This is a genomic window from Streptomyces sp. NPDC038213, assembly GCF_055600495.1.
The window spans coordinates 432540-457496 of sequence record NZ_JBVJYM010000001.1 but is presented as its reverse complement, the minus strand read 5'-3'; the positions used below and the strand labels follow the sequence as shown (position 1 = coordinate 457496).

Sequence of the window (24957 nt, the reverse complement as noted above, 5' to 3'; positions counted from 1 at the left end):
GCGGTGACACGTTACGTGTCCCGTGGGGCCTGCGGGAGGCCGGATTAGGGTGCTATTTATAAGACTTGTCCGGGCGAGTCCGTATCCTTGCCGGGTGTCATACGCCTTGATCGCCACTGACCTGGACGGCACCCTGCTGTGCCCCGGGGACACCGTCTCCCCCCGCTCGTACCGGGCCCTCGCGCGGGCGCGCGCGGCCGGCGCCCAGCACATCGTGGTCACCGGGAGGCCCGTACCGCAGGTCCGGCACGTCCTCGACGGACTGGGGTACGCCGGGCTCGCCGTCTGCGGCCAGGGCGCGCAGGTCTACGACGCGGGGGCGGGCCGGATGCTGCACTCCGTACCCATGGACCGCGAGCTCGCGGAGCTGGCCCTCGGCAAGATCGAGGCGGAGATCGGCGAGGTGTACGCGGCCGTCAACCGGGAGGGCGCGGACGCCGAGATGCTGATAGGGCCGGGCTACCGGATGTGGCACCCGCACCTGCCGACGGTCCGCGTGCCGCGCCGCGCGGACCTGTGGTCGGCGCCGATCAACAAGGTCCTGCTCCAGCACCCGCACCTGGACGACGACGAGCTGACCCGGGCGGCCCGCGCGGTGGTCGGCGACCTGGTCAACGTGACCATGGCCGGGGAGCACACGGTGGAGCTCCAGCCGCCGGGCATCGACAAGGCGGGCGGCCTGGCCCTGGCGGCCGCGGAGCTCGGCCTGCCGGCCGCCTCTGCCATCGCCTTCGGGGACATGCCCAACGACATCCCCATGTTCGCCTGGGCGGCGCACGGGGTCGCCATGGCCGGGGCCCACGCGGAGCTGAAGGCCGTGGCCGACGAGATCACCCTCGCCAACGAGGACGACGGCGTGGCCGCCGTCCTCGAACGCCTCTACCCCTGACCGCCCCTGCCCCCGACCGCCTCCGCCCCGACCGCCGCGCGGCTGCACGGCGGCTCCCGGGCCCGCCTCGCTCAGCCCGCCGTGCGCGGGATGCGCTCCTCCCAGGTGCGGTGGAAGAGGACCCCGCCCGCGTCGCCGCCCTCCCGGCAGACCAGTTCGCTGGCGGCCGTGAAGGCCTCCGCCGTGCAGGAGATCTCGGAGCGGGTGGTCACCGAGACGTCCCAGCCCTCCTCCGGGCGGTGCAGGCGGATCCGCCAGTCGGAGCGGGTCCGGGCCGACAGGGGGTCGCCGTCGCGGATCGTGTAGCTCTCCAGGGCCTCCTCCGTGTACTCCAGGCCGTCCGGGAAGACCCGCGTGCCGCCGTAGCGCGGGTCCACCTCCAGCCGCCATTCACCGAGGGCCACGTCCCGGACCACGACCCGCTCGGGCCGGGGCTCGTCCAGGGTGGCCGGGTGCACCACGCCCAGGGGCTCGGCCTGCTCGGGGGCCTCGAAGGCGACGGCCGCGTCCTCCGCGGGCGCCGGGGTGCGCACGGGCAGCTCCAGGGCGCTGCCCGCCGGGTCCAGGGTCCAGCCCGCCTCGGAGCCGGCCCGCGGCCAGACCCAGGGCCAGTACGCCGAGGACAGTGCGAGCCGGATGCGGTGGCCGGGGGCGAAGGCGTGCCCGATGCCGTTCAGCTCGAAGGACACCTCCTCGACGGCCCCCGGCGGCCAGGACACCGACCGGTCCCGGCCCTGCCGGGCGGAGAGGTTGAGGGTGCCGCGGGTGACCAGGGTGGAGGAGCCGTCGGGGGCCACGTCGCACAGCCGGGCCGTGATCTGCCCGTGTGGTACGTCCATCCGCAGCCGGGCCGAGACCCGCGGCCGCCCCAGGATCTCCAGCGGACCGCCGTCCGCGGGCACCGGGAACTCGAAGCAGGCCGACTTGGCGTCCTCCTCCCGCTGGTCGGGCGGCAGGTCGGCGTCGTTGCCGAAGGGGAAGAAGCGGCCCGCGTCCAGCCCCGTGTGCTGGGGCGAGGCCACCGGCACGGGCGCGCCCTGGAGCGCGTACGCCACCGGGGTGATCCGCGGCGAGGGCCAGGAGGGGTCGGCGGCCCAGCGGCCCGGCATGGCCTCGTACGTCGTGGCGGGCGGGTGGGAGGAGCTGATCCAGCTGCGCAGCAGCGGCTCGGCCATGATCCCGGTGTCCTCGTCCTTGAGCCAGTGGTCCCACCAGCGCAGGGTCTCCTGGAGGAAGCCGATGGCGGGGCCGGGCGGCAGCCCCCGGTCGGGGTACTGGTGCGACCAGGGCCCGATGATCCCCCTCACCCGGTCGGACGGCATGTGCTCGGCCAATCGCAGGACGGTGTCGCGGTAGGGGTCGTGCCAGCCGCCGACGGCGAGGACGGCCGCGCCGATCGCGGAGTAGTCCTCGCAGACGCTGCCGTGGCGCCAGTAGCCGTCCCGGGTCTGGTGCGCCAGCCAGGTTTGCACCAGGGGTTCCACGCCCTCCAGCCGGTCGAGCCACTGCTCCCGCCAGCCCGCGCCGGCGTACCGCGGGTCCGGCGGGCGGGCGGCGAAGGCCAGCATCGTGGCCGCCCAGGCGTGCATGTCCACCGCAAGGACCGAACCGCCGGTGTAGTGCACGTCGTTGTCATAGCGGTCGTCCGTGGAGCAGACGGTGACGACCGCCTTCAGCGGCTCGGGCGCCAGGGCCGCGATCTGGAGCGAGTTGAACCCTCCCCAGGAGATGCCGAACATGCCGACCCGGCCGCTGCACCACGGCTGCCCGGCCAGCCACTCCACCACCGCCACCCCGTCGGCCAGCTCCCGGGCGTCGTACTCGTCCCCGGGCCGCCCCCCGCTGTTGCCGTGCCCGCGCACGTCCACGCGCACGGAGGCGTAGCCGTGGCCCGCGTACCAGGGGTGGCGCTGCGCGTCGCGCGGCGCGGTCCAGTCGGTGAGCCGGTACGGCAGGTACTCCAGCAGGGCCGGTACGGGCGGCCCGCCGGCCGGGCGCCAGATCCGCGCGTACAGCTCCACCCCGTCGGGCAGGGGGATGCGGACGTCCTCGCGGAGGATCTCGTGGGGGAAGGAGGTGCGGATGGTCATCTGGGTCCTCCGTGCGCGCTTTCCTCAGTGGACGGGGTGCATCGTGCGCCGCAGCCAGGGCGCGAGGGCGATCACGGCGAGTCCGGCCGCGACCGCGACGGCGCCGTTGACGCCGAAGTACACGGGGTGGGAGACCTCGTCGTAGAGCTTGACCACCTGGGCCTGGATGCCGTTGGCCAGCGCCAGCGAGAGGAACCACAGGGCCATGGTCTGGCTGCCGTAGGCCTTCGGGGCGAGCTTGCTCGTCGCGGACATGCCGGAGGTCTCCAGCAGCACGTCGCCGAGCCCGAGCAGCAGGTACGAGCCGACGATCCACCAGGCGGCCATCTTGTACGTCTCGTCGGCGTGCCCCGAGGTCGGGACGACCATCAGCAGGAAGGACAGGCCGCCCAGGACCACACCGATGGCGATCTTGTTCGAGGCGTGCGGCTGGCGCCGGCCCATCCGGGCCCACACGGCCGCCACGACCGGGGCCAGGGCCACCTCGAAGGCGCCGAGCGCGGAGGCGTACCAGCTGGAGGGGAAGTCGAAGCCGAGGAGGGTGGTGCGGGCGTTCGTCGAGGCCAGCAGCATCATCGTCGAGTACGCCTGGAAGAGGATGAAGTTGAAGGCCACCGAGGCGAGGAAGAGCACCACGTACGGCCGCAGGCGGCCCCGCTCCTCGGCCGTGACCCGCGGGCTGCGGAACATCACCGTGAAGTAGACGGCGGGTGCGGCCACCGAGATCAGGGTGAGGACGTCGACGAAGCGGTCCATCGTGAGCCAGCCCGCCGCGGCCAGCAGCCCGCACAGCAGGGCCAGCCCCAGCAGTCCGGCCGCGATCAGCCGCACGGCGCGCCGCATGGCGTCCGGGGCGAGCGCGAACTCGGCGGCGTGCCTGCGCCCGGCCAGGTGGCGGCGGCCCAGGACGTACTGCACCAGGCCCGCCGTCATGCCGACGGCCGCGGCGGAGAAGCCCCAGTGCCAGCCCTTGTTCTCGCCGAGCCAGCCGGTGATCAGGGGGCCGGCGAAGGCGCCGGTGTTGATGCCCATGTAGTAGAGGGCGAAGCCGGCGTCGCGCCGGTCGTCGTCGGTCCGGTACAGCTTGCCGACCATGCTCGCGACGTTCGGCTTGAGCAGTCCGGTGCCGGCACTGATCAGGCCGAGGCCCGCCCAGGTCATCGGGGCGGTCGGCACGGCCATCGCGTAGTGCCCGCAGGCGATCAGGATGCCGCCCCACAGGACGGCCCGGTACGAACCGAGGATGCGGTCGGCGAGCCATCCGCCGGCGACGGACACGAGGTAGACCATCGTTCCGTAGGCCGCCGAGACGGAGGCGGCGGTGCCGGGGTCCATGCCCAGGCCGCCGTGCGCGACGGTGTCGGCGAAGTAGAGGACGAGGATGGCCTGCATGCCCAGGAACGAGAAGCGCTCCCAGACCTCCAGTCCGGACAGCGTGGCCAGGCCCCGCGGGTGCCCGAGGAAGGCGCGGTCGTCGGCGGCGGGCGGCCGCTCCTCGGCCGCCCCGGGTTCGTCGGGGCCGGGCTCGGTGACTGTTTTGGACAAAACGCTCACTCCGGGTCGTAAGGATTCCTTATGAACATACCGGTGCTCTTCGGGCGGAGTGGTGGGACATGGCGCCCGGGTGCTCTCCGTGATCGAAAATGGACCGGATACGCTGACTCGAGTGATGGCAGCGACACATCGACAAACCGTGTGATCGTCAGCAGACAGGAGAAACCCTCGTGACCGTCGTCGGGCCGTTCGGACTGAGCGTGCGGGACCAGGCTCTCGAAACCGATGTCCAGGCGGGGCTGGCCGCCGTCGAGGAGGGGCTGCTCGACGCCACCAAGAGCGGGGTGCCCTTCATCACGGAGGCCGCCCAGCACCTGGTGCGCGCGGGCGGCAAGCGCTTCCGGCCGCTCCTGGTGATGCTGGCCTCCCGGTTCGGGGACCCGTACGCGCCGGGGATCGTGCCCGCCGCCGTCGTGGTCGAGCTCACGCACCTCGCGACGCTGTACCACGACGACGTCATGGACGAGGCCGACGTCCGCCGCGGGGTGGCCAGCGCCAACACCCGCTGGGGGAACTCCGTCGCCGTCCTGACCGGCGACTTCCTCTTCGCCCGCGCCTCGCACATCCTGGCCGACCTCGGCCCCGAGGCCGTCCGCATCCAGGCGGAGGCCTTCGAGCGGCTGGTCACCGGGCAGATCCTGGAGACCGCGGGCCCCCGCGAGGGCCAGGACCCCGTGGAGCACTACCTCGACGTGCTCGCCGGCAAGACCGGCTCGCTCGTCGCCGTCTCCGGGCGCTTCGGCGCGCTGATGTCCGGGGCGGACGAGTCCGTGGTCGACATCCTCACCCAGTACGGCGAGCGCCTCGGCACCGCCTTCCAGCTGGCCGACGACGTGCTCGACATCGCCTCCGACTCCCACGAGTCCGGCAAGACCCCCGGCACCGACCTGCGCGAGGGCATCCCCACCCTGCCGGTGCTGCGGCTGCGCGAGGCGGCCGCCCGGGACGGCCGGCCCGAGGACCTGGACCTGGTCAAGCTGCTGGACGGGGACCTCACGGACGACGCCCGGCACGCCGAGGCCCTGGCCCGGCTGCGGGTCCACCCGGCCCTGGAGCAGGCCCGCCGCGACACCGTGCGGTACGCCGAGGAGGCCCGCGCCACCCTCGCCCCGCTGCCCGACTGCTTCGCCAAGTCGGCGCTCGTGGAGCTGTGCGACGCCGTGGTGCACCGGGCCGGCTGAGCCCGTACCGGCTCCCCCGACCCCTACGGGACGGGGGAGGGACACGCCCGGCCGTGTCATCCCTGCGTAGTACGCGGAGTTGATTCCGGGGGCTGACGCCCGGCGCCGCCCGATTTGGTCAGATGGGTACACCATCCCCACCACATCGGGTGACGCAGGCGGCGCGGGGTGGACGTGGACACGTACAGACGGGTAGGCCGCCGCCGTACACAGAGGTAGGGCAGACATGGCACCGAACGCACACACTCCGGTCGACGGCCCCGACGAGGCCTCCGACCTCAGGGCGGGCCGCCGCAAGGCGGCGCGGTACGCCGTACCCATCGGCGTGGCGGCCGTGGCCGTGACGGCCGTCGCCATGGTCCCGGCCATGGCGAACGCGGGCAGCCCCGACCTGCCGAAGCTCACCGCGCAGCAGCTGATCGAGAAGATCGCCGCCTCGGACGCGCAGCAGCTCTCCGGCACCGCCAAGATCAGCACCGACCTGGGCCTGCCGACCCTCGCGAGCGGACTGCTCGGCGGCGGTTCGGGGATGACGGGCGGGTCGGCCGACCCGCAGGAGAAGCTCGCGCAGCTGGCCGGCGGTACGCACACCGTCAAGGTCGCGGCCGACGGCCCGGACCGCCAGAAGCTGACCTTCCTCGACGGCCGGGACGAGTACAGCCTCATCCACAGCGGCAAGGACGTCTGGGCGTACGACAGCAAGTCGAACGAGGTCTTCCACGAGCAGGGCCAGGACGGCGAGCCCGAGCACCGCAAGGGCGACCGTGCCAAGGAGCACAAGACCGCCGACCGCCTGGCGGCCACCCCCAAGCAGCTGGCCGAGCAGGTCCTCGAGGCCGCGGGCCCGACCACCGAGGTCTCGGTGGGCGACACGGCGCAGGTGGCCGGCCGCAACGCCTACCAGCTGGTCCTCAAGCCCAGGCAGAGCGGTTCGACGGTCGGCTCCGTGAAGATCGCCGTGGACGCCGAGAAGGGCGTGCCGCTGCGCTTCCAGCTGCTGTCCAGCGAGGGCGGCAAGCCGATCGTGGACGCCGGTTTCACGAAGATCGACTACTCGAAGCCGGCCGCGGACACCTTCGCCTTCACCGCCCCGAAGGGCGCGAAGGTCACCGAGGGCCTCCCCGGCGGGGAGGACGGCGGCCGCGACGGCGCCGACGCGGGCCGCAGGGCCCTGGAGTCCCTGCCCGGTCTGGAGGGCCTGATCGGCGGCGCCCCGGGGGCGCACGGGGAGAAGGACGGCGGGGAGTTCACGGTCCTCGGCGAGGGCTGGGCGACCATCGCCCGGATCGAGACCCCGGGCGGCAAGGGGCTGGGCGCCGTCGAGGAGGGCGGGGACGTGCCCAAGGAGGCGCAGCAGTTCATCGACGCGATCGGCGACAAGGTCTCCGGGAAGTTCGGCGAGGGCCGCGTCTTCTCGACCCGCCTGGTCAACGCCCTGATCACCGATGACGGCAAGGTCTACGTCGGCGCCGTCACCAAGGACGCCCTGGTGAAGGCCGCCGACTCCGCGAAGTAGCCGCGGCGGCGGGACGCGTGCGGGGGGCGGGCCGGGACGGGGTCCCGGCCCGCCCCCCGCCCGTACGCCGCACCGGTGCGCGCGTACCCCGTACCGGTGTTCCGTACAGCGGGCCCGCTGTACGGTGAAGGGCATGTCGAGACACGTCACCATCCGCCTGGACGAGGAGTTCCACGACCGCCTCAAGGCGCGGGCGGCGGCGCTGGGTACGACCGTCACCGCGCTGATCACCGAGGTCACCGAACGCGAACTGGACGAGGACCGGCGGGCGTTCCTCAGCGGGATAGAGGAGTTCGCCGACCACTGGGGCTACTTCCAGGAGCGGTTCGGCAATTGAAGATCACCATGGAGTGGGCCTGGACCGCCCTGGCCCACCACCTCCCGTCCGACCCGGCGGTCTGGGACCCCTCGGGGGTCGAGGCCGCGGTCGCGCGGCACCAGAGCGACCTGGTCCTGGTCCCCGAGCAGCCCGCCCCCGACACGGCCTGGCGCGCGGCGGCCCTGCTCCACACCCTCGCAGTCTGCCCGGCCCTCGAGTCCCCGATGAACGAGTTCTACGCCGCGGCCGCCACCCGCTCCTACCTCCGCGTGGCCGGCGCCGTCCGCCTCCCGTCCCCGGAGGTCCTCGGCGACCTGGTCGAGGCCGCCAAACTGGGCCGCGCCGACCTGGCCGCCGTGGCCGAACAGCTCCGCGCCCGCATCGAACCCCGCCCGGACCCGGACGCGGCGGACCCGCCGCCGCTTCCGCACCGGGGTGCGGGGTGAGTGCGGCGACGGGTCCGGTCGCTCGGTCGTACGGTGCCGGAGGGGATCAGAAGGTGATCTTCCAGCTGTTGATGTAGCCGACGTCCTGGGCGGCCGTGTCGCGGGCCTGGAGCTTCCAGGTGCCGTTGGCCACCTCGCTGGAGGCGTTCACGGTGTACGAGCCGACCAGGTTGTCGGCGCTGCCGCCGGTGCGGTTGTGCAGGTTGTAGACCGTGCCGTCCGGGGCGACCAGGTCGACCACCAGGTCACCGCGGTAGGTGTGGACGATGTTGACGTCCACCTTGGTCGTGGCCGGGGCGTTGCCCGGGACTCCGGTGACCGTGATCGGGGAGTTCACCGCGGCACCGGGGGAGTCCGGGATGTTCACGTCGGCGGTGTTCTCGAAGGACGGGCCGGGCGGGACGGTGGTGCCGGCGCCGAGGTTCCAGATCGCGTAGGCGGCGGCGTCGGTGTTGCGGTCCAGGGCGGTGTCGCTGATGTTCGCCGTGGTGTCGCAGGACGAGTGGTAGCAGCGGTCGAAGGCCTGGCCGCTCGTACCGCCCCACTTCTGGGCCTGGGCCGCGGTCTTGGTCCGGCTCGCGCCGGTGAACAGGCCGCCGACCGGGATGCCCACGTTCTTGAAGGACGCGTGGTCCGAGCGGCCGTCGCCCTCGGTCTCTATCTCGGTCGGGACGCCTATGCCCGAGAAGTAGTTCTTGAAGGTCTGCTCGATGGCCGGGTCGTCGTCGTAGACGAAGTAGCCCGGGTTGGGCGAGCCGATCATGTCGAAGTTCAGGTACCCGGCGAACTTCGAGCGCTCCGCGGTCGGGAGGTTGTTCACGTAGTGCTTGGAGCCGATCAGACCCAGCTCCTCCGCGCCCCACCAGCCGAAGCGCAGGTGCTTGGTCGGCTGGAGCTGCGCGCGGGAGACGGCGAGGGCGGTCTCCAGGACGGCCGCGGAGCCGGAGCCGTTGTCGTTCATGCCGGCGCCCGAGGTCACCGAGTCCAGGTGCGCACCCGCCATCAGCACGGAGTTCGGGTCGCCGCCCGGCCAGTCGGCGATCAGGTTGTAGCCGGTGGCGCCGCTGTACGTGAAGGTCTGGAGCGTGGTGGTGAACCCGGCCGCATCCAGCTTGGCCTTCACGTAGTCGATGGAGGCCTTGTACCCGGCCCGGCCGTGCGCGCGGTTGCCGCCGTTGTTCGCGGCGATCGTCGACAGCTGCGTCAGGTGGGCCTTGACGTTGGCCAGCGGGATGTCGGGCGGGGTGGGGGCCGCGGTGGCGGCGGTGGGGGCGGCGAGGGCGCCGGGCGCGGTCGAGGCGATCAGGCCCGCCACCGCGAGGGCGGTGGCGGCGGCGAGGCGCCGGGGGGCGGAGAAGCTCATGTGGGGGCTCCGGGATTCCGTACGGGGATGGGAACGGAACGTGCGGGGATAGAGCGTCTGTGCGAGCCCGATGTTCAGCGAGAGGGTGATACCCCGTCAAGAGCCTTATCCGGACAAGGTCGTTCGCAAAACGGACAGTCGCCCGCGCAGGTGTGGCTACGGGCGACTGTGGGGTGTATTGGGGCGGTTGGGGGGTGGTGGAGGAACGCTTGAGGAATGCTGGAGGGGGTCTCTACGGGCGGTGCTGCGCCCCCTGCGCGGACTGCGTGGCTCCCTGTACGGACTGCGCCCCCTGCACGGCGGAGGCGGCAGGGCCGGCGGTACCGGCGGGGCCGACGGGTGCAGGCACCTGCCCCGCGGGCGCGCTTCCGGCCGCCGCCGCCTCCCGCAGGGCCGGCAGCCGGGTCCGCGAGCGCCGGGCCTGGCGCAGGGCGTCCCAGGTGAGGATCGCCAGCGCCGCCCAGACCAGGCCGAAGCCCGCCCAGCGCTCCGGCGGCATCTCCTCGTGGAAGTACGCCACGCCCAGGCCGAACTGGAAGACCGGCGCCAGGTACTGGAGCAGCCCCAGCGTCGACAGCGGCACCCTGATCGCCGCCGCCCCGAAGCAGACCAGCGGCAGGGCCGTGACCACGCCGGTCGCGGCCAGCAGGGCCATGTGCCCGGATCCGTACCCGCTGAAGCTCGCGCCCCCGCTGCCGTACAGCCACAGCAGGAAGACCAGGGCCGGCAGGAACTGCACGGCCGTCTCGGCGGCCAGCGACTCCAGGCCGCCGAGGTTCACCTTCTTCTTGATCAGCCCGTACGTGGCGAAGGAGAAGGCCAGCACCAGGGAGATCCACGGCACCCGCCCGTACCCGACGGCGAGTACGGCGACGGCCGCGAAGCCGATGCCGACCGCGGCCCACTGGGCCGGGCGCAGCCGCTCGCCGAGCAGCAGGACGCCCATCGCGATGGTCACGAGCGGGTTGATGAAGTAGCCCAGCGAGGACTCGACCACGTGCCCGTTGTTGACCGACCAGATGTAGAGCCCCCAGTTGACCGAGATCACCGTGGCGGCGAGCGCGGTCAGGGCCAGCTTGCGCGGCTGCCGGAGCAGCTCGGGTATCCAGCCCCAGCGCCGGACGGCCAGCAGGGCGAGCGCGACGAAGCCCAGGGACCACACCATCCGGTGCGCGAGGATCTCCACCGCCCCGGAGGGCTTGAGCAGGGGCCAGAACAGGGGGACCAGCCCCCACATGCCGTACGCGCCGAATCCGTAGAGCAGACCCGCCCGCTGCTCACCGCCCGTCGTCTTCACAGAGCCTCCCGCCGATCACAAGCCGCATACCGGCCAACCTGATGACGGTAGCGCCGCGGACCCGTCCTTGTCATGCCCGTAGAGCGGAATTGCTCATTACCTGGACAGGGGTGCGGGAGGCTCACCCGGCCGCCGGGGCCAAAGCGCCGGGCCCGGACCCCCAGGGAGGGGGTCCGGGCCCGGCGGGGCACTGCGGCGGTACGGGCCTCGAGGCCTCGGGCCCTTGCGGCCCCGGGGGTCCTCAGCCGACGACCGTCCAGGTGTCGTTGCCCGCGAGCAGCCGGCCCAGGTCGCCCTTGCCCTTCTGCTCCACGGCCGCCTCCAGCTGGTCGGCCATCTGCGTGTCGTACACCGGGCGGTCCGCGGAGCGGAACACGCCGATCGGGGTGTGGTGCAGGGTGTCCGGGTCCGCCAGGCGCGAGAGGGCGAAGGCGGTGGTCGGGGATGCGGCGTGCGCGTCGTGGACCAGGATGCGGTGCTCGTTCTCCGCGGTGACCTGGACGACCTCCAGGTCGCCCGTCTGCGGATTGCGCACCACGCCCTTGCTGCCGTCCGCCCCGAAGCGGATCGGCTTGCCCTGCTCCAGCCGGATCACGGCCTCCTGGGCCTGCTCGCTGTCCTTGAGGACCTCGAAGGCGCCGTCGTTGAAGATGTTGCAGTTCTGGTAGATCTCCACCAGCGCCGTGCCCTGGTGGCCGGCCGCCTGCCGCAGCACCTCCGTGAGGTGCTTGCGGTCCGAGTCCACCGTCCGCGCCACGAAGGTGGCCTCGGCGCCCAGCGCCAGCGACACCGGGTTGAAGGGGGCGTCGAGCGAGCCCATCGGCGTGGACTTGGTGATCTTGCCTACCTCGGAGGTGGGCGAGTACTGGCCCTTGGTCAGACCGTAGATCCGGTTGTTGAACAGCAGGATCTTGAGGTTGACGTTCCGCCGCAGGGCGTGGATCAGGTGGTTTCCGCCGATGGACAGGGCGTCGCCGTCACCCGTCACCACCCATACGCTCAGGTCGCGGCGGGAGGAGGCCAGGCCCGTGGCGATCGACGGGGCGCGGCCGTGGATCGAGTGCATCCCGTACGTGTTCATGTAGTACGGGAAGCGGGAGGAGCAGCCGATGCCGGAGACGAAGACGATGTTCTCCTTCGCCAGCCCGAGCTCGGGCATGAAGCCCTGCACGGCGGCGAGCACCGCGTAGTCGCCGCAGCCGGGACACCAGCGGACCTCCTGGTCCGACTTGAAGTCCTTCATCGACTGCTTGGCCTCGGCCTTCGGCACCAGGGACAGCAGGGTGGGCGCCGCGGGCGCGGCGGGTGCCTCAGTCATTGACGGCCTCCTTGAGGACCTCGGCGAGCTGCTCGGCCTTGAAGGGCATTCCGTTGACCTGGTTGTACGACTGCGCGTCGACCAGGTACTTCGCCCTGATCAGGGTGGCGAGCTGGCCCAGGTTCATCTCGGGCACCACTACCTTGTCGTAACGCTTCAGGACCTCGCCCAGATTCCGCGGGAAGGGGTTCACGTGCCGCAGGTGTGCCTGGGCGATCGGGACCCCGGCCAGCCGCAGCCGGCGGACGGCCGCGGTGATCGGCCCGTACGTCGACCCCCAGCCGATGACCAGGGTCTTCGCCCCGTCCGGATCGTCCACGGAGAGCTCGGGGACCTCGATCCCGTCGACCTTGGCCTGCCGGGTGCGGACCATGAACTCGTGGTTCGCGGGGTCGTACGAGATGTTGCCCGTGCCGTCCTGCTTCTCGATGCCGCCGATGCGGTGCTCCAGCCCCGGGGTGCCCGGCACGGCCCAGGGGCGGGCCAGGGTCTGCGGGTCGCGCTTGAAGGGCCAGAAGACCTCGGTGCCGTCCGCGAGGGTGTGGTTCGGGCCGGTCGCGAAGCGGACCGTGAGGTCGGGCAGGTCGTCGACCTCGGGGATCCGCCAGGGCTCGGAGCCGTTGGCCAGGTACCCGTCCGAGAGCAGGAAGACCGGGGTCCGGTACGCCAGGGCGATCCGGGCGGCGTCGAGGGCGGCGTCGAAGCAGTCCGCGGGGGTCCGCGGGGCGACCACCGGGACCGGGGCCTCGCCGTTGCGCCCGTACATGGCCTGGAGGAGGTCGGCCTGCTCGGTCTTGGTGGGCAGGCCGGTGGAGGGTCCGCCGCGCTGGATGTCGACGACCACGAGCGGCAGCTCCAGGGAGACCGCGAGCCCGATGGCCTCGGACTTCAGGGCCACGCCCGGGCCGGAGGTGGTGGTGACGGCCAGGGAGCCGCCGAAGGCCGCGCCGATCGCGGCGCCGATACCGGCGATCTCGTCCTCGGCCTGGAAGGTCCGGACGCCGAAGTTCTTGTGCTTGCTGAGCTCGTGCAGGATGTCCGAGGCCGGGGTGATCGGGTACGAGCCCAGGTAGAGCGGGAGGTCGGCCCGCTGGGCGGCGGCGATCAGGCCCAGGGAGAGGGCGAGGTTGCCGGAGATGTTGCGGTAGGTGCCGGTCGGGAAGGCCCGGGTGGCGGGGGCGACCTCGTAGGAGACCGCGAAGTCCTCGGTGGTCTCGCCGAAGTTCCAGCCGGCCCGGAAGGCGACGATGTTCGCCTCGGCGATCTCCGGCTTCTTGGCGAACTTCTGCCGCAGGAAGTTCTCCGTGCCCTCGGTGGGCCGGTGGTACATCCAGCTCAGCAGGCCCAGCGCGAACATGTTCTTGCTGCGCTCGGCCTCCTTGCGGGAGAGGCCGAAGTCCTTGAGCGCCTCGACGGTGAGGGTGGTCAGCGGCACCGGGTGGACGTTGTACGCGTCCAGGGAGCCGTCCTCCAGCGGGGAGGTCTCGTAGCCCACCTTGGCCATCGGCCGCTTGGTGAACTCGTCGGTGTTGACGATGATCTCCGCGCCGCGCGGCACGTCGCCGATATTGGCCTTCAGGGCCGCCGGGTTCATCGCCACGAGCACGTTCGGGGCGTCGCCCGGGGTGAGGATGTCGTGATCGGCGAAATGCAGCTGGAAAGAGGAAACGCCCGGCAGGGTTCCTGCGGGCGCGCGGATCTCGGCGGGGAAGTTCGGCAGCGTGGAGAGATCGTTTCCGAAGGAAGCGGTCTCCGAGGTGAAACGGTCACCCGTCAGCTGCATACCGTCACCCGAGTCACCCGCGAAACGGATGATCACCCGGTCGAGCCGGCGTACTTCCTTTTCGCCGGACGCCGCCGGTGAGCGCTGCTCCCCGACGATCGCCCCCGCGGCCCCGTCAGCCTGCTCGGCTGGGCTACTGACCTGGCTGGTCACTGAACTGGACCTCCTTCGAGGCGTAGGCGCGCCCCAAGGCCAACCCTACGTCGGTAAGGGTGCCCTTCCCCGGGGTGCTCATATCCTGGACGCTACTTTGAGACGTACTTCCTGTACTTCCTGATACTTCCGGTACTTCCGGACGCGCTTTTTGCCTGACAGGGTGTCAGGTGATCATGAATTCAGATAGGTGAGCACGGCGAGCACCCGGCGGTGGTCCCCCTCGCTCGGCGAGAGCCCGAGTTTCATGAAGATATTGCTGACGTGCTTTTCCACCGCCCCGTCGCTGACCACCAGCTGTTTTGCGACCGCGGAATTCGTCCTGCCCTCGGCCATCAGCCCCAGTACCTCGCGCTCGCGCGGCGTCAGCGCCGCCAGCACGTCCTGCTTGCGGCTGCGCCCCAGCAGCTGGGCCACCACCTCGGGGTCCAGGGCCGTCCCGCCCCGGGCCACCCGGACCACGGCGTCCACGAACTCGCGGACATCCGCCACCCGGTCCTTCAGGAGGTAGCCCACGCCGGTGCTGGAGCCGGCCAGCAGCTCCGTCGCGTACTGCTCCTCCACGTACTGGGACAGGACGAGCACGCCTATGCCCGGGTGCTGCGCCCGCAGTCTGACGGCCGCCCGCACCCCCTCGTCCGTATGCGTCGGCGGCATCCGCACGTCGGCCACGACCACATCCGGCAGCGCGTCCTCCGCCGCCAGCCCGGCCACCGTCTTCAGGAGCGCCTCGGCGTCCCCCACCCCGGCCACGACGTCATGCCCGCGGTCGGTCAGCAACCGGGTCAGGCCCTCGCGCAGCAGCACTGAATCCTCGGCGATGACCACCCGCACCCTGTCGTCCACGACTCCGTTCCCCGCCTTCGTCCGTCACGTCACTGGATGAGCCAAGCATCCCAGTCTCGAGCGGGGACGGTGCAGAGGTCGAGCACGTTGCGGAACACGGCCGGGCCCGGCCCGCCCGTGGACGTACGCACACACGTGCGCACCTCCACGACCGGCCCGGACCCGAACGGCCCTGCCCGCCTGTCCGTGGACGCTTCCTCCCCCGGCCCCCTTATCCGCGCCAGGGGAGCTCGGCGGTGGCGCGGGTGCCGCCGCCGGGCGGGGAGTCCAGTACGAGCAGCCCGTCGACCGCGCCCAGCCGCTCGGCCAGCCCCGCCAGGCCCCCGCCGCCGCCCGCCGAGGCGCCTCCGCGCCCGTCGTCGGCGACCTCGATCAGCAGCCGGTCCCCGGAGCGCCACACGTCCACGGCCGCGGTGCGCGCCTGCGCGTGCTTGCTGACGTTCTGGAGCAGTTCGGAGACCGTGAAGTACGCGATCCCCTCGATCGCCGGGGCGGGCCGGCCCGGCAGCTCCACCGAGACCTTCACCCCGCCGGGAACCGTGCAGCGCGCCGCCACCGCCGACAGCGCGGCGTCCAGCCCGCGGTCGGTGAGCACCGCCGGGTGGATCCCGCGGGCCAGGTCGCGCAGCTCCTGGAGGGCGATCTTCACCTCGCCGTGCGCCTCGTCCACCATCCGGGCGGCCGCCTCCGGGTCCTCGGTCAGCTTCTCCTTGGCCAGGCCCAGGTCCATGGCCAGGGCGACCAGCCGGGCCTGGGCCCCGTCGTGCAGGTCCCGCTCGATCCGGCGCAGGTCGGCGGCGGCCGTGTCGACCACCACCCCGCGGTCCGACTCCAGCTCGGTGACGCGGGTCGCCAGCCGCGAGGGGCCCAGCAGGCCCTTGACCATGGCCCGGTCCACGGCCGCGAGCCCGCGCACCACCCAGGGCGTCACCACCACGAAGAGCGCTCCGCTCGCGGAGGTCAGGGCGATGCGCGCGGGCGAGTCCAGATAGATGTCGCGGGTCTCGCTGCCGAAGATCTGGAGGCCGGGCTGGTCGGTGAAGGCGGGGAAGACCCAGAACCACAGCGGGTAGAGCAGCAGCGCCCACCCGTAGACCATGAAGACCAGCGCGGTGCAGAAGGAGAAGACGGCCCACGGGAAGTGCAGCACCCCGTAGAGCAGGTGCCGCCAGGAGGCGCCGCTCTTGAGGACCGCGCCCATCCAGGCGAGGGCGCCGGGCTTGCGGGGCCGCAGCGGCTCGGGCGCGGGGACGTCAGTACGGAGCAGGTGCCGGGCGCGGGCCCGCTCCACCGCGCCGAAGCCGCGGCAGGCGTAGAGGCCGGCGGCGAGCACCGGGACGCCGATGAAGGTGACGAGCAGGCCGGCGCCGGTGCTGACCGCCGTGACGGCCAGGCAGAAGAACGCCGAGCTGATCGGCAGCCCGATCATGAGGTAGCCGAACTCGCGCCAGGTACGCCCCTCGAACGGCGCCCGCACCACCGCCGGCACCCGCCGGGCGCTCCCGCTCCTGCTGCTGTCCACCATTCCGCCCTTCCGATCCACCGCGGCACCCACTGCTACCGCCCTGCTTCCCAACCGTTCCCCCCACCCTCCCTCGCCCCCCACCCCGCCCACCATCCAGCACGTCGGTGTCCCCAACCTGGGGTTATCCCCACCCCCCGGCTCGGTCCGGCTTCAGCGCCGTGCCCGGCACATCCAGCCTGCGCAGGGGGTCCCCCCGGACGAAGTCGGGGGGAGTTTGAGCGCACCGTGCGCGCAGCGCACGGAACCGGGGCCCGGGGCCGAGCCCCGGTTCCGGGAAGGAGGGGGTCCCCCTGGGCGGAGTCTGGGGGAGGGGAGGGGACCGGCCCGCGCAGCGGCCCGCCCACCCCGCCCGCCCCACGTGCCCGACTCCGGATCCAGCCGCCCGTACCGCACCCCCCCCGCCCGGCGGCCCCGCACCCAGCACAGACCCCACCCCGTCAGCCCCGCGCAGCGCCCCGCTCACGCCAAGGCACCTCCGCCACCACCACCGTCCCCCCACCCACCGGCGACTCGACGGTGAAGACCCCGTCCACCGCATCCACCCGCTCCGCCAGCCCCGCCAGCCCCCCGCCCCGCTCGACCCGCGCCCCGCCCCCGCCGTCGTCCGAGACCCGGATCAGCAGCCGCCGGCCCTCCCGCCACACCGCGACGGCCGCGCTCCGCGCCCCCGCGTGCTTGCTGACGTTCTGGAGCAGTTCGGAGACCGTGAAGTACGCGATCCCCTCGATCGCCTCCGCCGGCCGCAGGCCCGCCGGCAGGTCCACCTCCACCCGCACCCCGCCCGGCACGGTGCACCGCGAGGCCACCGCCGACAGCGCCGCGTCCAGCCCGCGGTCGGTCAGCACCGCCGGGTGGATCCCCCGGGCCAGGTCGCGCAGCTCCTGGAGGGCGATCTTCACCTCGCCGTGCGCCTCGTCCACCATCGCCGCCGCCGCGTCCGGATCCTCCGTCAGCTTCTCCTTGGCCAGGCCCAGCCCCATCGCCAGCGCGACGAGCCGCGCCTGCGCCCCGTCGTGCAGGTCCCGCTCGATGCGCCGCAGGTCGGCGGCTGCGGTGTCGACCACCACCCCCCGGTCCGACTCCAGTTCGGCGATCCGCCGCTCCAGCCCGTCCGAGGGGGACAGCAGTCCGCGGACCATCGCCCGGTCGACGTTGGTCATCCCGCGTACGAGATAGGGAAGTACGGGCCACAGCACGAACACCCCCGCCACCACCACCGTGAAGCTGAGCACCCCCCACGGCAGCCGGACCGCCGCGTACAGCACGGTCCGCCAGCCCACCGGGTCCTTGAGGCTCGTCCACAGCCAGGGGAAGAAGCCGCCGCGGACGGGTATGGGGGTCGGCTCCTCGATCCGTACGCCCAGCAGCCCGCGGGCCAGCGCGCGTTCCGCTTTGCCCAGCTGGCGGGCGCCGAGCAGTCCGAGGGCGAGCAGCGGGAGACCGATTGCGGTCATGGACAGACCGCCCGTGACGCCGATCATGACAGTCGCGTAAACAAATCCGACGATCGACATGGGGAGGTTGACGAGGAGGTGGGCCATCTCCTTGCACGTGGCCGCGGACAGGACGGGCCGCACGGCGGGCGGCCCTCCGTCGTCCGCGCCCCCTGCACCCCGCGCGCCCAGGACGGCGGTGACAGCGGGGGCGGCAGCGGCATCGGATGCGCCCGGTACGTCCGGTGCGCCGGTGGCGAGGCTTCTGACGGTCATACCGGACAGCCTGCCGTGCCCCTCCCCGGCACTGCCATGGGGTATCCGGGGCTGCGTGAACGGGGGATAACCCCACCCCGTGTGAGGCAGGCCCTAGACTCCCGTCCGTAACAGATCGAGACAGCGGCCAGGGAGCGAGGAAACGGACGTGCCGGACGACCAGACGATTTCGGTCGCGAGCGTGCTTGCAGCCGATTATTTCCGGAGTTATTCGGTCGTCGGACTGCTCGCGGTGATCGGTGTTCTCTTCGTGGCGGTGGCTTTCACCGCCAACCGGCTCCTGCGGCCCGTCGTGCCCACTCCCGAGAAGCTCCTGACGTACGAGTGCGGAGTGGACCCCGTCGGCGAGGGCTGGGCGCACACCCAGGTCCGCTACTACGTCTACGCGTTCCTCTACGTCATCTTCGCCGTCGACTCGATCTTCCTGTTCCCGTGGGCGACCGTGTTCGCCGCCGCCGGATACGGCGCCACGACCCTGGTGGAGATGTTCATCTTCCTGGGCTTCCTGGCCGTCGGCCTGCTCTACGCATGGAAGAAGGGCGTCCTCGAATGGACGTGACCAGCCCGTCCCCGAGCGGGAGTTCCGCCCCCGAGCTGCTCCCGGAGCCCAAGCGCCTGGGAGCGCTCGCCCGCCTGGCCCCGGAACCGATGAAGGTGGTCCTCAACTGGGGACGCCGCTACAGCCTCTGGGTCTTCAACTTCGGCCTGGCCTGCTGCGCCATCGAGTTCATCGCGGCGTCCATGGCCCGGCACGACTTCATCCGGCTCGGCGTGATCCCCTTCGCGCCGGGCCCGCGCCAGGCCGACCTGATGATCGTTTCCGGCACGGTCACGGACAAGATGGCCCCGGCGGTGAAGCGCCTTTACGAGCAGATGCCCGAACCGAAGTACGTGATTTCCTTCGGCGCCTGCTCCAATTGCGGCGGCCCTTACTGGGATTCGTATTCCGTTACCAAGGGCGTGGACCAGATCATTCCGGTGGACGTCTACGTACCCGGCTGCCCGCCCCGCCCCGAGGCCCTCCTCCAGGGGATCCTCAAGCTCCAGGAGAAGATCGCCAAGGAGTCGCTCGAAGAGCGCTACAGCGTCGCGAGGCCCTCCACGGCCGCCCTGACGAGCGGACTCGTCACCCCGCCGCCGGCCCCCGCCGGGGCCGGACCGGCGACCTCCCCGGCGTCCGGCCGGGCCGTCTCCCCGGCCCCGCCGGCCGCCCCCTCCGAGACCCCGGGGGAGGAGCGCGCGTGAACCTCTACGACACCCTCCCCGACGCCGCCCACGAGGTCTTCGGCGCCGAGGCCACTGCCGAATCGGCGTACGACCTGCTGACCGTGGACGTCCCGGTCGGCAGCTGGATCCCCGCCCTGGAGATCGCCCGGGACAAGCTGGGCTGCACCTACTTCGACTGGCTGAGCGCCGTCGACGAGCCGGGCACCGGATTCCGGATCTGCGCGCACGTGGTGGCCCTGGAGTCCGGCCGGGTACGCCGGCTGCTGCTGCGGACCACCGTCCCGCACGCCGCCGCCTCCCTCCCCTCCGCCGTCGACGTCTACGCGGGCGCGGCCTGGCACGAGCGCGAGACCCACGAGATGTTCGGCGTCGTCTTCACCGACCACCCGCACCTCGTACCGCTCCTCCTCCCCGAGAACTTCGAAGGCCACCCGCTGCGCAAGGACTTCGTCCTCGCCGCCCGGGTCGCCAAGGCCTGGCCCGGCGCCAAGGAGCCGGGCGAGGGCGCGGACCACGGCGGTCCGAAGCGCCGCCAGATGCTGCCGCCCGGCGTACCGGACCCCAACGACTGGGGCCCGATGAAGGGCCAGCTCCCGCCGGCCCCGGCCCGCCCCGCGCGCACCCCGCGCGCTGCGGGCGCGGCCGGCGCGCGCGCCGGTGCCGCCGCCGGGGCGGAGGGCGCCCCGGCGCGCCGCCCCCGCCCGGCCGCGGGCGACGGCGCCCCGGTCCGCCGCAGCCGCTCGGTCTCCGAGGGCTCGGCCAGCCAGTCCACCGCCCCCGCGACGGACGCCGCACCCACGCCCGGAACCGAAGCCGGCACCCCGCCGCGCCCGCCCCGCCGTACGCGCTCCGCCTCCCAGGGCTCCGCCAGCCAGACCGCGGCGGACACCCCGACTGCGGCAGACACCCCGCCCGCGGCGGACACCCCGGCCTCAGCAGCCGCCCCGGCCCCCGCAGCGGCTCCGGCCCAGGAGCCCCCGGCCGCGCCCCGCAGCCCGGACGCCCCCTGGCACCACGCCCGCCCGGCCTTCGACGACCCGGCCCCGAAGCCGGCCGCCGACCCGGCCCCGGCTGCCGACCCGAAGCCGGCCGCCAAGCCGGATCCGGCACCCGAGCCCGTACCCGAGTCCGAACCCGAACCCGAACCCGACACCGGAGGCGACGCGTGAACGACGTCCTCGACGTCGCCCTGCGACTGCTCGTCGTCTTCGCGGTCTTCCTTGTGATGCCGCTGGTCATCGGCCAGGCCGAACACAAGGTCATGGCCCACATGCAGGGCCGTCTCGGCCCCATGTACGCGGGCGGCTTCCACGGCTGGGCCCAGCTCGTCGCCGACGGGGTCAAGTTCGCGCAGAAGGAAGACATCGTCCCGGCCAACGCCGACCGGCGGATCTTCCAGCTCGCGCCCGCCGTGGCCCTGCTCCCGTACCTCCTCGTCATCCTGGTGATCCCGGTCGGCCGGGGCGAGGGCGCCGTCGGCCAGGTCGTCGACGCGGGCGTGTTCTTCGCCCTGGCCGTCATGGGCGTCGGAGTCCTCGGCAGCCTGATGGCCGGCTGGGCCTCCGCCAATAAGTTCTCCCTGCTCGGAGGCCTGCGCACCGCCGCCCAGCTGCTCGCGTACGAGCTGCCCATGCTGCTCGCCGCCGCCTCCGTGGCGATGGCGGCCGGCACGGTGTCCCTCCCCGGCATCGTCGAGGCCTTCGAGTGGTGGTGGCTGCCCTGGCAGATCACCGGCGCCCTGGTCTTCTTCGTCGCCGGCCTCGCCGAGCTCCAGCGGCCCCCCTTCGACATGCCCGTGGCCGACTCCGAGATCATCTTCGGTGCGTACACGGAGTACACCGGCCTGCGCTTCGCCCTGTTCCTCCTCGCCGAGTACGCCGGCATCGTCGTCCTCTGCGCCCTGACCACCGTCCTCTTCCTCGGCGGCTGGCACGGGCCCTTCGGCGGCGACGGCCTCGGCTGGGTCTGGACCCTCCTCAAGGTCGCCGTCCTGGCGTTCGGCGTGATCTGGCTCCGGGTGACCTACCCCCGGCTGCGCGAGGACCAGCTCCAGAAGCTCGCCTGGACCACTCTCATCCCCCTCGCGCTCGCTCAGATCGCGCTCACCGGCATCGTGAAGGTGGCGATCGCATAATGCCGATTCCCGGATCCGGCCTGGCCAAGGGCCTGGCCGTCACCCTGCGCACGATGACCAAGAGGTCCCACACCGCGCAGTACCCCGAGGTCCAGCCCCAGCTGCCGCCCCGCACCCGCGGGGTCATCGGGCTGTTCGAGGAGAACTGCACCGTGTGCATGCTGTGCGCGCGCGAGTGCCCCGACTGGTGCATCTACATCGACTCCCACAAGGAGACGGTGCCCGCAGCCGCCCCCGGCGGCCGCGAGCGCAGCCGCAACGTCCTCGACCGCTTCGCCATCGACTTCTCCCTCTGCATGTACTGCGGTATCTGCATCGAGGTGTGCCCCTTCGACGCCCTCTTCTGGTCGCCGGAGTTCGAGTACGCGGAGACCGACATCCACGAGCTCACCCACGAGCGCGACAAGCTGCGCGAGTGGATGTGGACCGTGCCGGCCCCGCCCGCCCTCGACCCGGCCGCCGAGGAGCCCAAGGAGATCGCCGCCGCCCGCAAGGCCGTCGAGAAGCTCGAGGCCGCCGCGGCCGCCGCCCAGGCCGCCGCCGCGCCCGAGCCCCCGACCGCGGCCGCGCCCGCGCCGGACGCCCCCGCGGGCCCCGCCCAGGACGGCCCGGCCAAGGACAGCCCCGCCCAGGACGGAGGCGCCGAGCGATGAGCGCACTCACCCTCGCCGCGGCCGCCGCCCCCAGCGGCCCCGGCTTCCTCTCCCCGACCGGGGTCGAGATCACCTTCGTGCTCGTCGGCATCGCCACCCTCGGCGCCGCCCTCGTGACCGTCACCACCCGGCAGCTGGTGCACGCCGCCCTGTGGCTGGTCGTCGCCCTCGGCGGGATCGCCGTGGAGTACCTGCTGCTGACGGCCGAGTTCATCGCCTGGGTGCAGGTGCTGATCTACGTCGGTTCCGTGGTCGTCCTCCTCCTCTTCGGACTGATGCTCACCAAGGCGCCCATCGGCCGCTCGCCCGACGCCGACTCGGAGAACCGCTGGGCCGCCCTCGCGGTCGCCTCCGCCTCCGCCGCCGCCCTGGTCTGGGTGGTCGTCGACGCCTTCCGCACCACCTGGATCGACCTCGACGGCCCCGCACAGGGCTCCACCGAGGTCTCCGGGGAGATGCTCTTCCGGCACTGGGTGCTGCCCTTCGAGGCCCTCTCCGTCCTCCTGCTGGCCGCCCTCATCGGCGCGATCGTCCTGTCCCGCAAGACCCCCGCCGAAGACGGCACCGGCAAGGAGAAGCGCTGATGCACCTCGCCTACCCCGCCGTGCTCTCGGCCCTGCTCTTCTGCACCGGCCTGTACGGAGTCCTCGCCCGGCGCAACGCCATCCTGGTCCTGATGTCCGTCGAGCTGATGCTCAACGCCGTCAACCTCAACCTGGTGGCCTTCGACGTCTGGCTCCGCGACGCCCTGCACTCCGGCCAGGCCCTGACCCTCTTCACCATCGCCATCGCCGCCGCCGAGATCGGCATCGGCATGGCCATCGTGCTGATGGTCTACCGCAACCGCGGCACCGCCGACATCGACCGGCTGCGCGACACCGCCGAGGGCAGTGAGCCCGCACCGCCCACCCCGTCCGCCCAGCCCGCCGACCAGGCAGCCCGCGCAACCGGAGCCGCCGCGTGAGCACCACGACCCTCGCCGTCCTCGTCCCCCTGCTGCCCTTCCTGGGCGCGGTGGCCGGACTGCTCCTCGGCCGCAAGGCCCCCGGCTTCGTCCGCCCGCTGGCCGTGCTGCCCACCGTGGCCGCCGCGGCCCTGGCCGTCCTGGTCGCCGTCCGGCAGGGCGGCGGCAGGGCGATCGACGCCGCGACGGAGCTCACCCCCACCGGATCGGTCCCGATCGAGCTGGCCCTCCACATCGACGGCTTCGCCGTCCTCGTGGCGGTCCTCGTGGGCACCGTCGCCACCTGCGTCCAGCTCTACTCGACGGCGTACCTCCGCGAGGACCCGCGCTACCCCTCGTACGCGGCCCTGGTGTCACTGTTCACCTCCGCCATGCTGCTCGTCGTCTACTCCGGCGACCTGATGGTGCTGCTGGTCGGCTGGGAGGTCATGGGCATCTGCTCGTACTTCCTGGTCGGCCACTACTGGGAGACCGAGGCCGCCCGGTCCGCCTCCCTGAAGGCCTTCCTCGTCACCAAGCTCGGCGACGTCCCCTTCCTCATCGGCATGTTCGCGCTCGCCGCGGACGCCGACTCCTTCCGCATCACCAAGATCCTCGGAGCCGTGGCCTCGGGCGGCCTCGACCACCCGACGCTGATCGCCCTGCTCCTCCTGGCCGGAGTCGCCGGCAAGTCCGCGCAGTTCCCCCTGCACACCTGGCTCCCCGACGCCATGGCCGGCCCGACCCCGGTGTCCGCGCTGATCCACGCCGCGACGATGGTCGCCGCCGGCGTCTACTTCATCGCCCGCCTCCTCCCGGTCTTCACGGCCTCCCGGGCCGCGCTGGTGGTCATGGCGGTCATGGCGGCCGTGACCATGGTCGGATCCGCCCTCGCCGCCCTGGCCCAGGACGACATCAAGCGCGTCCTCGCCTACTCCACGGTCGGCCAGCTCGGGTACATGACCGGAGCCCTGGCCGTCGCCGACCGCGGCGCCGCCGTCTTCCACCTCCTGTCCCACGGCTTCTTCAAGGCCCTGCTGTTCCTCGGCGCCGGCGCGGTCATCCACGCCGCCGGGACGAACTCCCTGGCCGCCATGTCCCGCATGGACGGCCTGTCCAAGCGCATCCCCGACGCCTTCTGGACGATGACCATCGCCCTCCTGGCCCTCGCCGCGCTCCCGCCCTTCGCCGGCTTCTTCTCCAAGGAGGCCGTCCTCGTCGCCGCCGAGCACGCCGCCGTCGGCGACACCGCGCTCGCCCCCACAACCGCAGGCTGGACCGTCCTCACGGCCGGAGTGCTCACCGCCCTGCTCACCGCCGCGTACGCCGCCCGCCTGTGGCTGATGGCCTTCCGCGGCCGCGGCGGGCAGGCCCCCGACCACGGTCGCCAGCCCGCGGCCATGACCGGAGTGCTCTGGCTGCTCGCCGTCCCTACGGTCGCCTTCGGCCTGAGCTCCCGGGTACTCCCGGACTGGTTCGACGGACAGCCCCTCGACCCGACCCTGGTCACCTCCGTCCTCGGCACCGGCGCCGCCGTCATCGGCGCCCTGCTCACCTACGGCCTGTGGCAGCGCGCCACCGTCAGGGCCGCCGCCGCCCGCACCGCCGCAACCCCGCCCGCAGGACCCGCGACCGCAGAGCCCGCCACCGCAGCGGCCCCCGCCACCGAGCTCTCCGAGCTTCCCGAGCCCCCCGTGGCCGACCCCGGCAAGGCCCTCCTCGGCCCCCTGCACCGGCACGCCGCCGTCGGCTTCCACCTGGACGCCGTCTACGCGGCCCTGTTCGTCCGACCGACCCGGGCCGCCGCCGTACTGGTCCGCTTCCTCGACCGCGAGGTCGTCGACACCTACGTACGCGGGGCCGGCGCCGCACCCCGGCTGCTCGGCACGCTCGTCCGTCGCGCCCAGACCGGCAACGTGCAGACCTATCTGAGCGCCCTGCTCGCGGGATCCGTGGTCCTCGCGGTCGCCGCCGCCGTCCTTGCCAACGTCAACGCCGGATCGTGAGCCGT

Annotated in this window: 22 protein-coding genes; 13 read left to right on the top strand and 9 right to left on the bottom strand. The window is 72.6% G+C overall.

Annotated elements, in window-relative coordinates; genetic code table 11:
• Positions 1-94 precede the first annotated feature (94 nt).
• The gene (locus tag ACZ7JZ_RS02135) at positions 95-889 is read left to right on the top strand and encodes a Cof-type HAD-IIB family hydrolase (protein WP_470932175.1); all 795 of its coding nucleotides are present in this window, start codon (positions 95-97) and stop codon (positions 887-889) included.
• A gap of 71 nt (positions 890-960) precedes the next feature.
• On the opposite strand, the gene ACZ7JZ_RS02130 is transcribed toward ACZ7JZ_RS02135, so the two are convergent.
• Complete coding sequence (locus tag ACZ7JZ_RS02130; protein ID WP_470932173.1) at positions 961-2979, bottom strand: CocE/NonD family hydrolase; 2019 nt, start codon at positions 2977-2979, stop codon at positions 961-963.
• Between the two features lie 24 nt (positions 2980-3003).
• Positions 3004-4524 (bottom strand): peptide MFS transporter, encoded by a 1521-nt coding sequence (locus tag ACZ7JZ_RS02125; RefSeq protein ID WP_470932171.1) that lies wholly within the window; start codon positions 4522-4524, stop codon positions 3004-3006.
• A 179-nt stretch (positions 4525-4703) separates the two neighbouring features.
• On the opposite strand from ACZ7JZ_RS02125, the gene ACZ7JZ_RS02120 reads away from it, so the two are divergent.
• From ACZ7JZ_RS02120 to ACZ7JZ_RS02105, 4 genes are all read left to right on the top strand, one after another.
• Complete coding sequence (locus tag ACZ7JZ_RS02120; RefSeq protein ID WP_470932169.1) at positions 4704-5714, top strand: polyprenyl synthetase family protein; 1011 nt, start codon at positions 4704-4706, stop codon at positions 5712-5714.
• Positions 5715-5940: 226 nt separating this feature from the next.
• Positions 5941-7230, top strand: coding sequence for a LolA family protein (locus ACZ7JZ_RS02115; protein ID WP_470932167.1), 1290 nt, complete (start codon positions 5941-5943; stop codon positions 7228-7230).
• A 133-nt stretch (positions 7231-7363) separates the two neighbouring features.
• Positions 7364-7567: a hypothetical protein gene (locus ACZ7JZ_RS02110; RefSeq protein WP_470932166.1), complete on the top strand. Its 204-nt coding sequence runs from the start codon at positions 7364-7366 to the stop codon at positions 7565-7567.
• A complete protein-coding gene (locus tag ACZ7JZ_RS02105) occupies positions 7564-7995 on the top strand; it encodes a hypothetical protein (RefSeq protein ID WP_470932165.1) in 432 nt (143 codons plus the stop codon). Before ACZ7JZ_RS02110 ends, ACZ7JZ_RS02105 begins: the two co-directional genes overlap by 4 nt.
• A gap of 46 nt (positions 7996-8041) precedes the next feature.
• Here ACZ7JZ_RS02105 and ACZ7JZ_RS02100 read toward each other — a convergent pair whose 3' ends face one another.
• From ACZ7JZ_RS02100 to ACZ7JZ_RS02070, 7 genes are all read right to left on the bottom strand, one after another.
• Positions 8042-9358 carry a M28 family metallopeptidase gene (locus tag ACZ7JZ_RS02100; RefSeq protein ID WP_470932164.1) on the bottom strand — a complete coding sequence of 439 codons (1317 nt, stop codon included), beginning with the start codon at positions 9356-9358 and terminating at the stop codon, positions 8042-8044.
• 232 nt (positions 9359-9590) lie between these two features.
• Positions 9591-10595: an EamA family transporter RarD gene (gene rarD, locus ACZ7JZ_RS02095; protein ID WP_470932453.1), complete on the bottom strand. Its 1005-nt coding sequence runs from the start codon at positions 10593-10595 to the stop codon at positions 9591-9593.
• A 301-nt stretch (positions 10596-10896) separates the two neighbouring features.
• On the bottom strand, positions 10897-11973 hold the full coding sequence (locus ACZ7JZ_RS02090; protein WP_470932163.1) for a 2-oxoacid:ferredoxin oxidoreductase subunit beta: 1077 nt from the start codon (positions 11971-11973) through the stop codon (positions 10897-10899).
• A complete protein-coding gene (locus ACZ7JZ_RS02085; protein WP_470932162.1) occupies positions 11966-13909 on the bottom strand; it encodes a 2-oxoacid:acceptor oxidoreductase subunit alpha in 1944 nt (647 codons plus the stop codon). The genes ACZ7JZ_RS02090 and ACZ7JZ_RS02085 overlap by 8 nt, the downstream gene beginning before the upstream one ends.
• Positions 13910-14083: 174 nt before the next feature.
• A complete protein-coding gene (locus ACZ7JZ_RS02080; RefSeq protein ID WP_470932451.1) occupies positions 14084-14743 on the bottom strand; it encodes a response regulator transcription factor in 660 nt (219 codons plus the stop codon).
• Positions 14744-14966: 223 nt separating this feature from the next.
• Positions 14967-16280, bottom strand: coding sequence for a sensor histidine kinase (locus ACZ7JZ_RS02075; RefSeq protein ID WP_470932161.1), 1314 nt, complete (start codon positions 16278-16280; stop codon positions 14967-14969).
• Between the two features lie 437 nt (positions 16281-16717).
• Positions 16718-17989 (bottom strand): sensor histidine kinase, encoded by a 1272-nt coding sequence (locus tag ACZ7JZ_RS02070; RefSeq protein ID WP_470932160.1) that lies wholly within the window; start codon positions 17987-17989, stop codon positions 16718-16720.
• A 148-nt stretch (positions 17990-18137) separates the two neighbouring features.
• Between ACZ7JZ_RS02070 and ACZ7JZ_RS02065 the strand changes: the two genes are divergently transcribed.
• Genes ACZ7JZ_RS02065 through ACZ7JZ_RS02030 form a run of 8 tightly spaced genes read left to right on the top strand, consistent with a single transcriptional unit; the run spans position 18138 to position 24952 of the window.
• On the top strand, positions 18138-18548 hold the full coding sequence (locus ACZ7JZ_RS02065; protein WP_470932159.1) for an NADH-quinone oxidoreductase subunit A: 411 nt from the start codon (positions 18138-18140) through the stop codon (positions 18546-18548).
• The gene (locus ACZ7JZ_RS02060; protein WP_470932158.1) at positions 18539-19234 is read left to right on the top strand and encodes an NADH-quinone oxidoreductase subunit B; all 696 of its coding nucleotides are present in this window, start codon (positions 18539-18541) and stop codon (positions 19232-19234) included. The genes ACZ7JZ_RS02065 and ACZ7JZ_RS02060 overlap by 10 nt, the downstream gene beginning before the upstream one ends.
• Positions 19231-20385, top strand: coding sequence for an NADH-quinone oxidoreductase subunit C (locus tag ACZ7JZ_RS02055; protein ID WP_470932157.1), 1155 nt, complete (start codon positions 19231-19233; stop codon positions 20383-20385). Before ACZ7JZ_RS02060 ends, ACZ7JZ_RS02055 begins: the two co-directional genes overlap by 4 nt.
• The gene (locus ACZ7JZ_RS02050; RefSeq protein ID WP_470932156.1) at positions 20382-21350 is read left to right on the top strand and encodes a complex I subunit 1/NuoH family protein; all 969 of its coding nucleotides are present in this window, start codon (positions 20382-20384) and stop codon (positions 21348-21350) included. Before ACZ7JZ_RS02055 ends, ACZ7JZ_RS02050 begins: the two co-directional genes overlap by 4 nt.
• Complete coding sequence (locus ACZ7JZ_RS02045) at positions 21347-22003, top strand: NuoI/complex I 23 kDa subunit family protein (protein ID WP_470932449.1); 657 nt, start codon at positions 21347-21349, stop codon at positions 22001-22003. The genes ACZ7JZ_RS02050 and ACZ7JZ_RS02045 overlap by 4 nt, the downstream gene beginning before the upstream one ends.
• Entirely contained in the window at positions 22000-22587 is a 588-nt protein-coding gene (locus ACZ7JZ_RS02040; RefSeq protein WP_470932155.1) for an NADH-quinone oxidoreductase subunit J family protein, read from the top strand. Before ACZ7JZ_RS02045 ends, ACZ7JZ_RS02040 begins: the two co-directional genes overlap by 4 nt.
• Positions 22587-22967 carry an NADH-quinone oxidoreductase subunit NuoK gene (gene nuoK / locus ACZ7JZ_RS02035; protein ID WP_470932153.1) on the top strand — a complete coding sequence of 127 codons (381 nt, stop codon included), beginning with the start codon at positions 22587-22589 and terminating at the stop codon, positions 22965-22967. The genes ACZ7JZ_RS02040 and nuoK overlap by 1 nt, the downstream gene beginning before the upstream one ends.
• Positions 22964-24952 carry an NADH-quinone oxidoreductase subunit 5 family protein gene (locus ACZ7JZ_RS02030; protein WP_470932151.1) on the top strand — a complete coding sequence of 663 codons (1989 nt, stop codon included), beginning with the start codon at positions 22964-22966 and terminating at the stop codon, positions 24950-24952. Before nuoK ends, ACZ7JZ_RS02030 begins: the two co-directional genes overlap by 4 nt.
• The last annotated feature ends 5 nt before the right edge of the window (positions 24953-24957 follow it).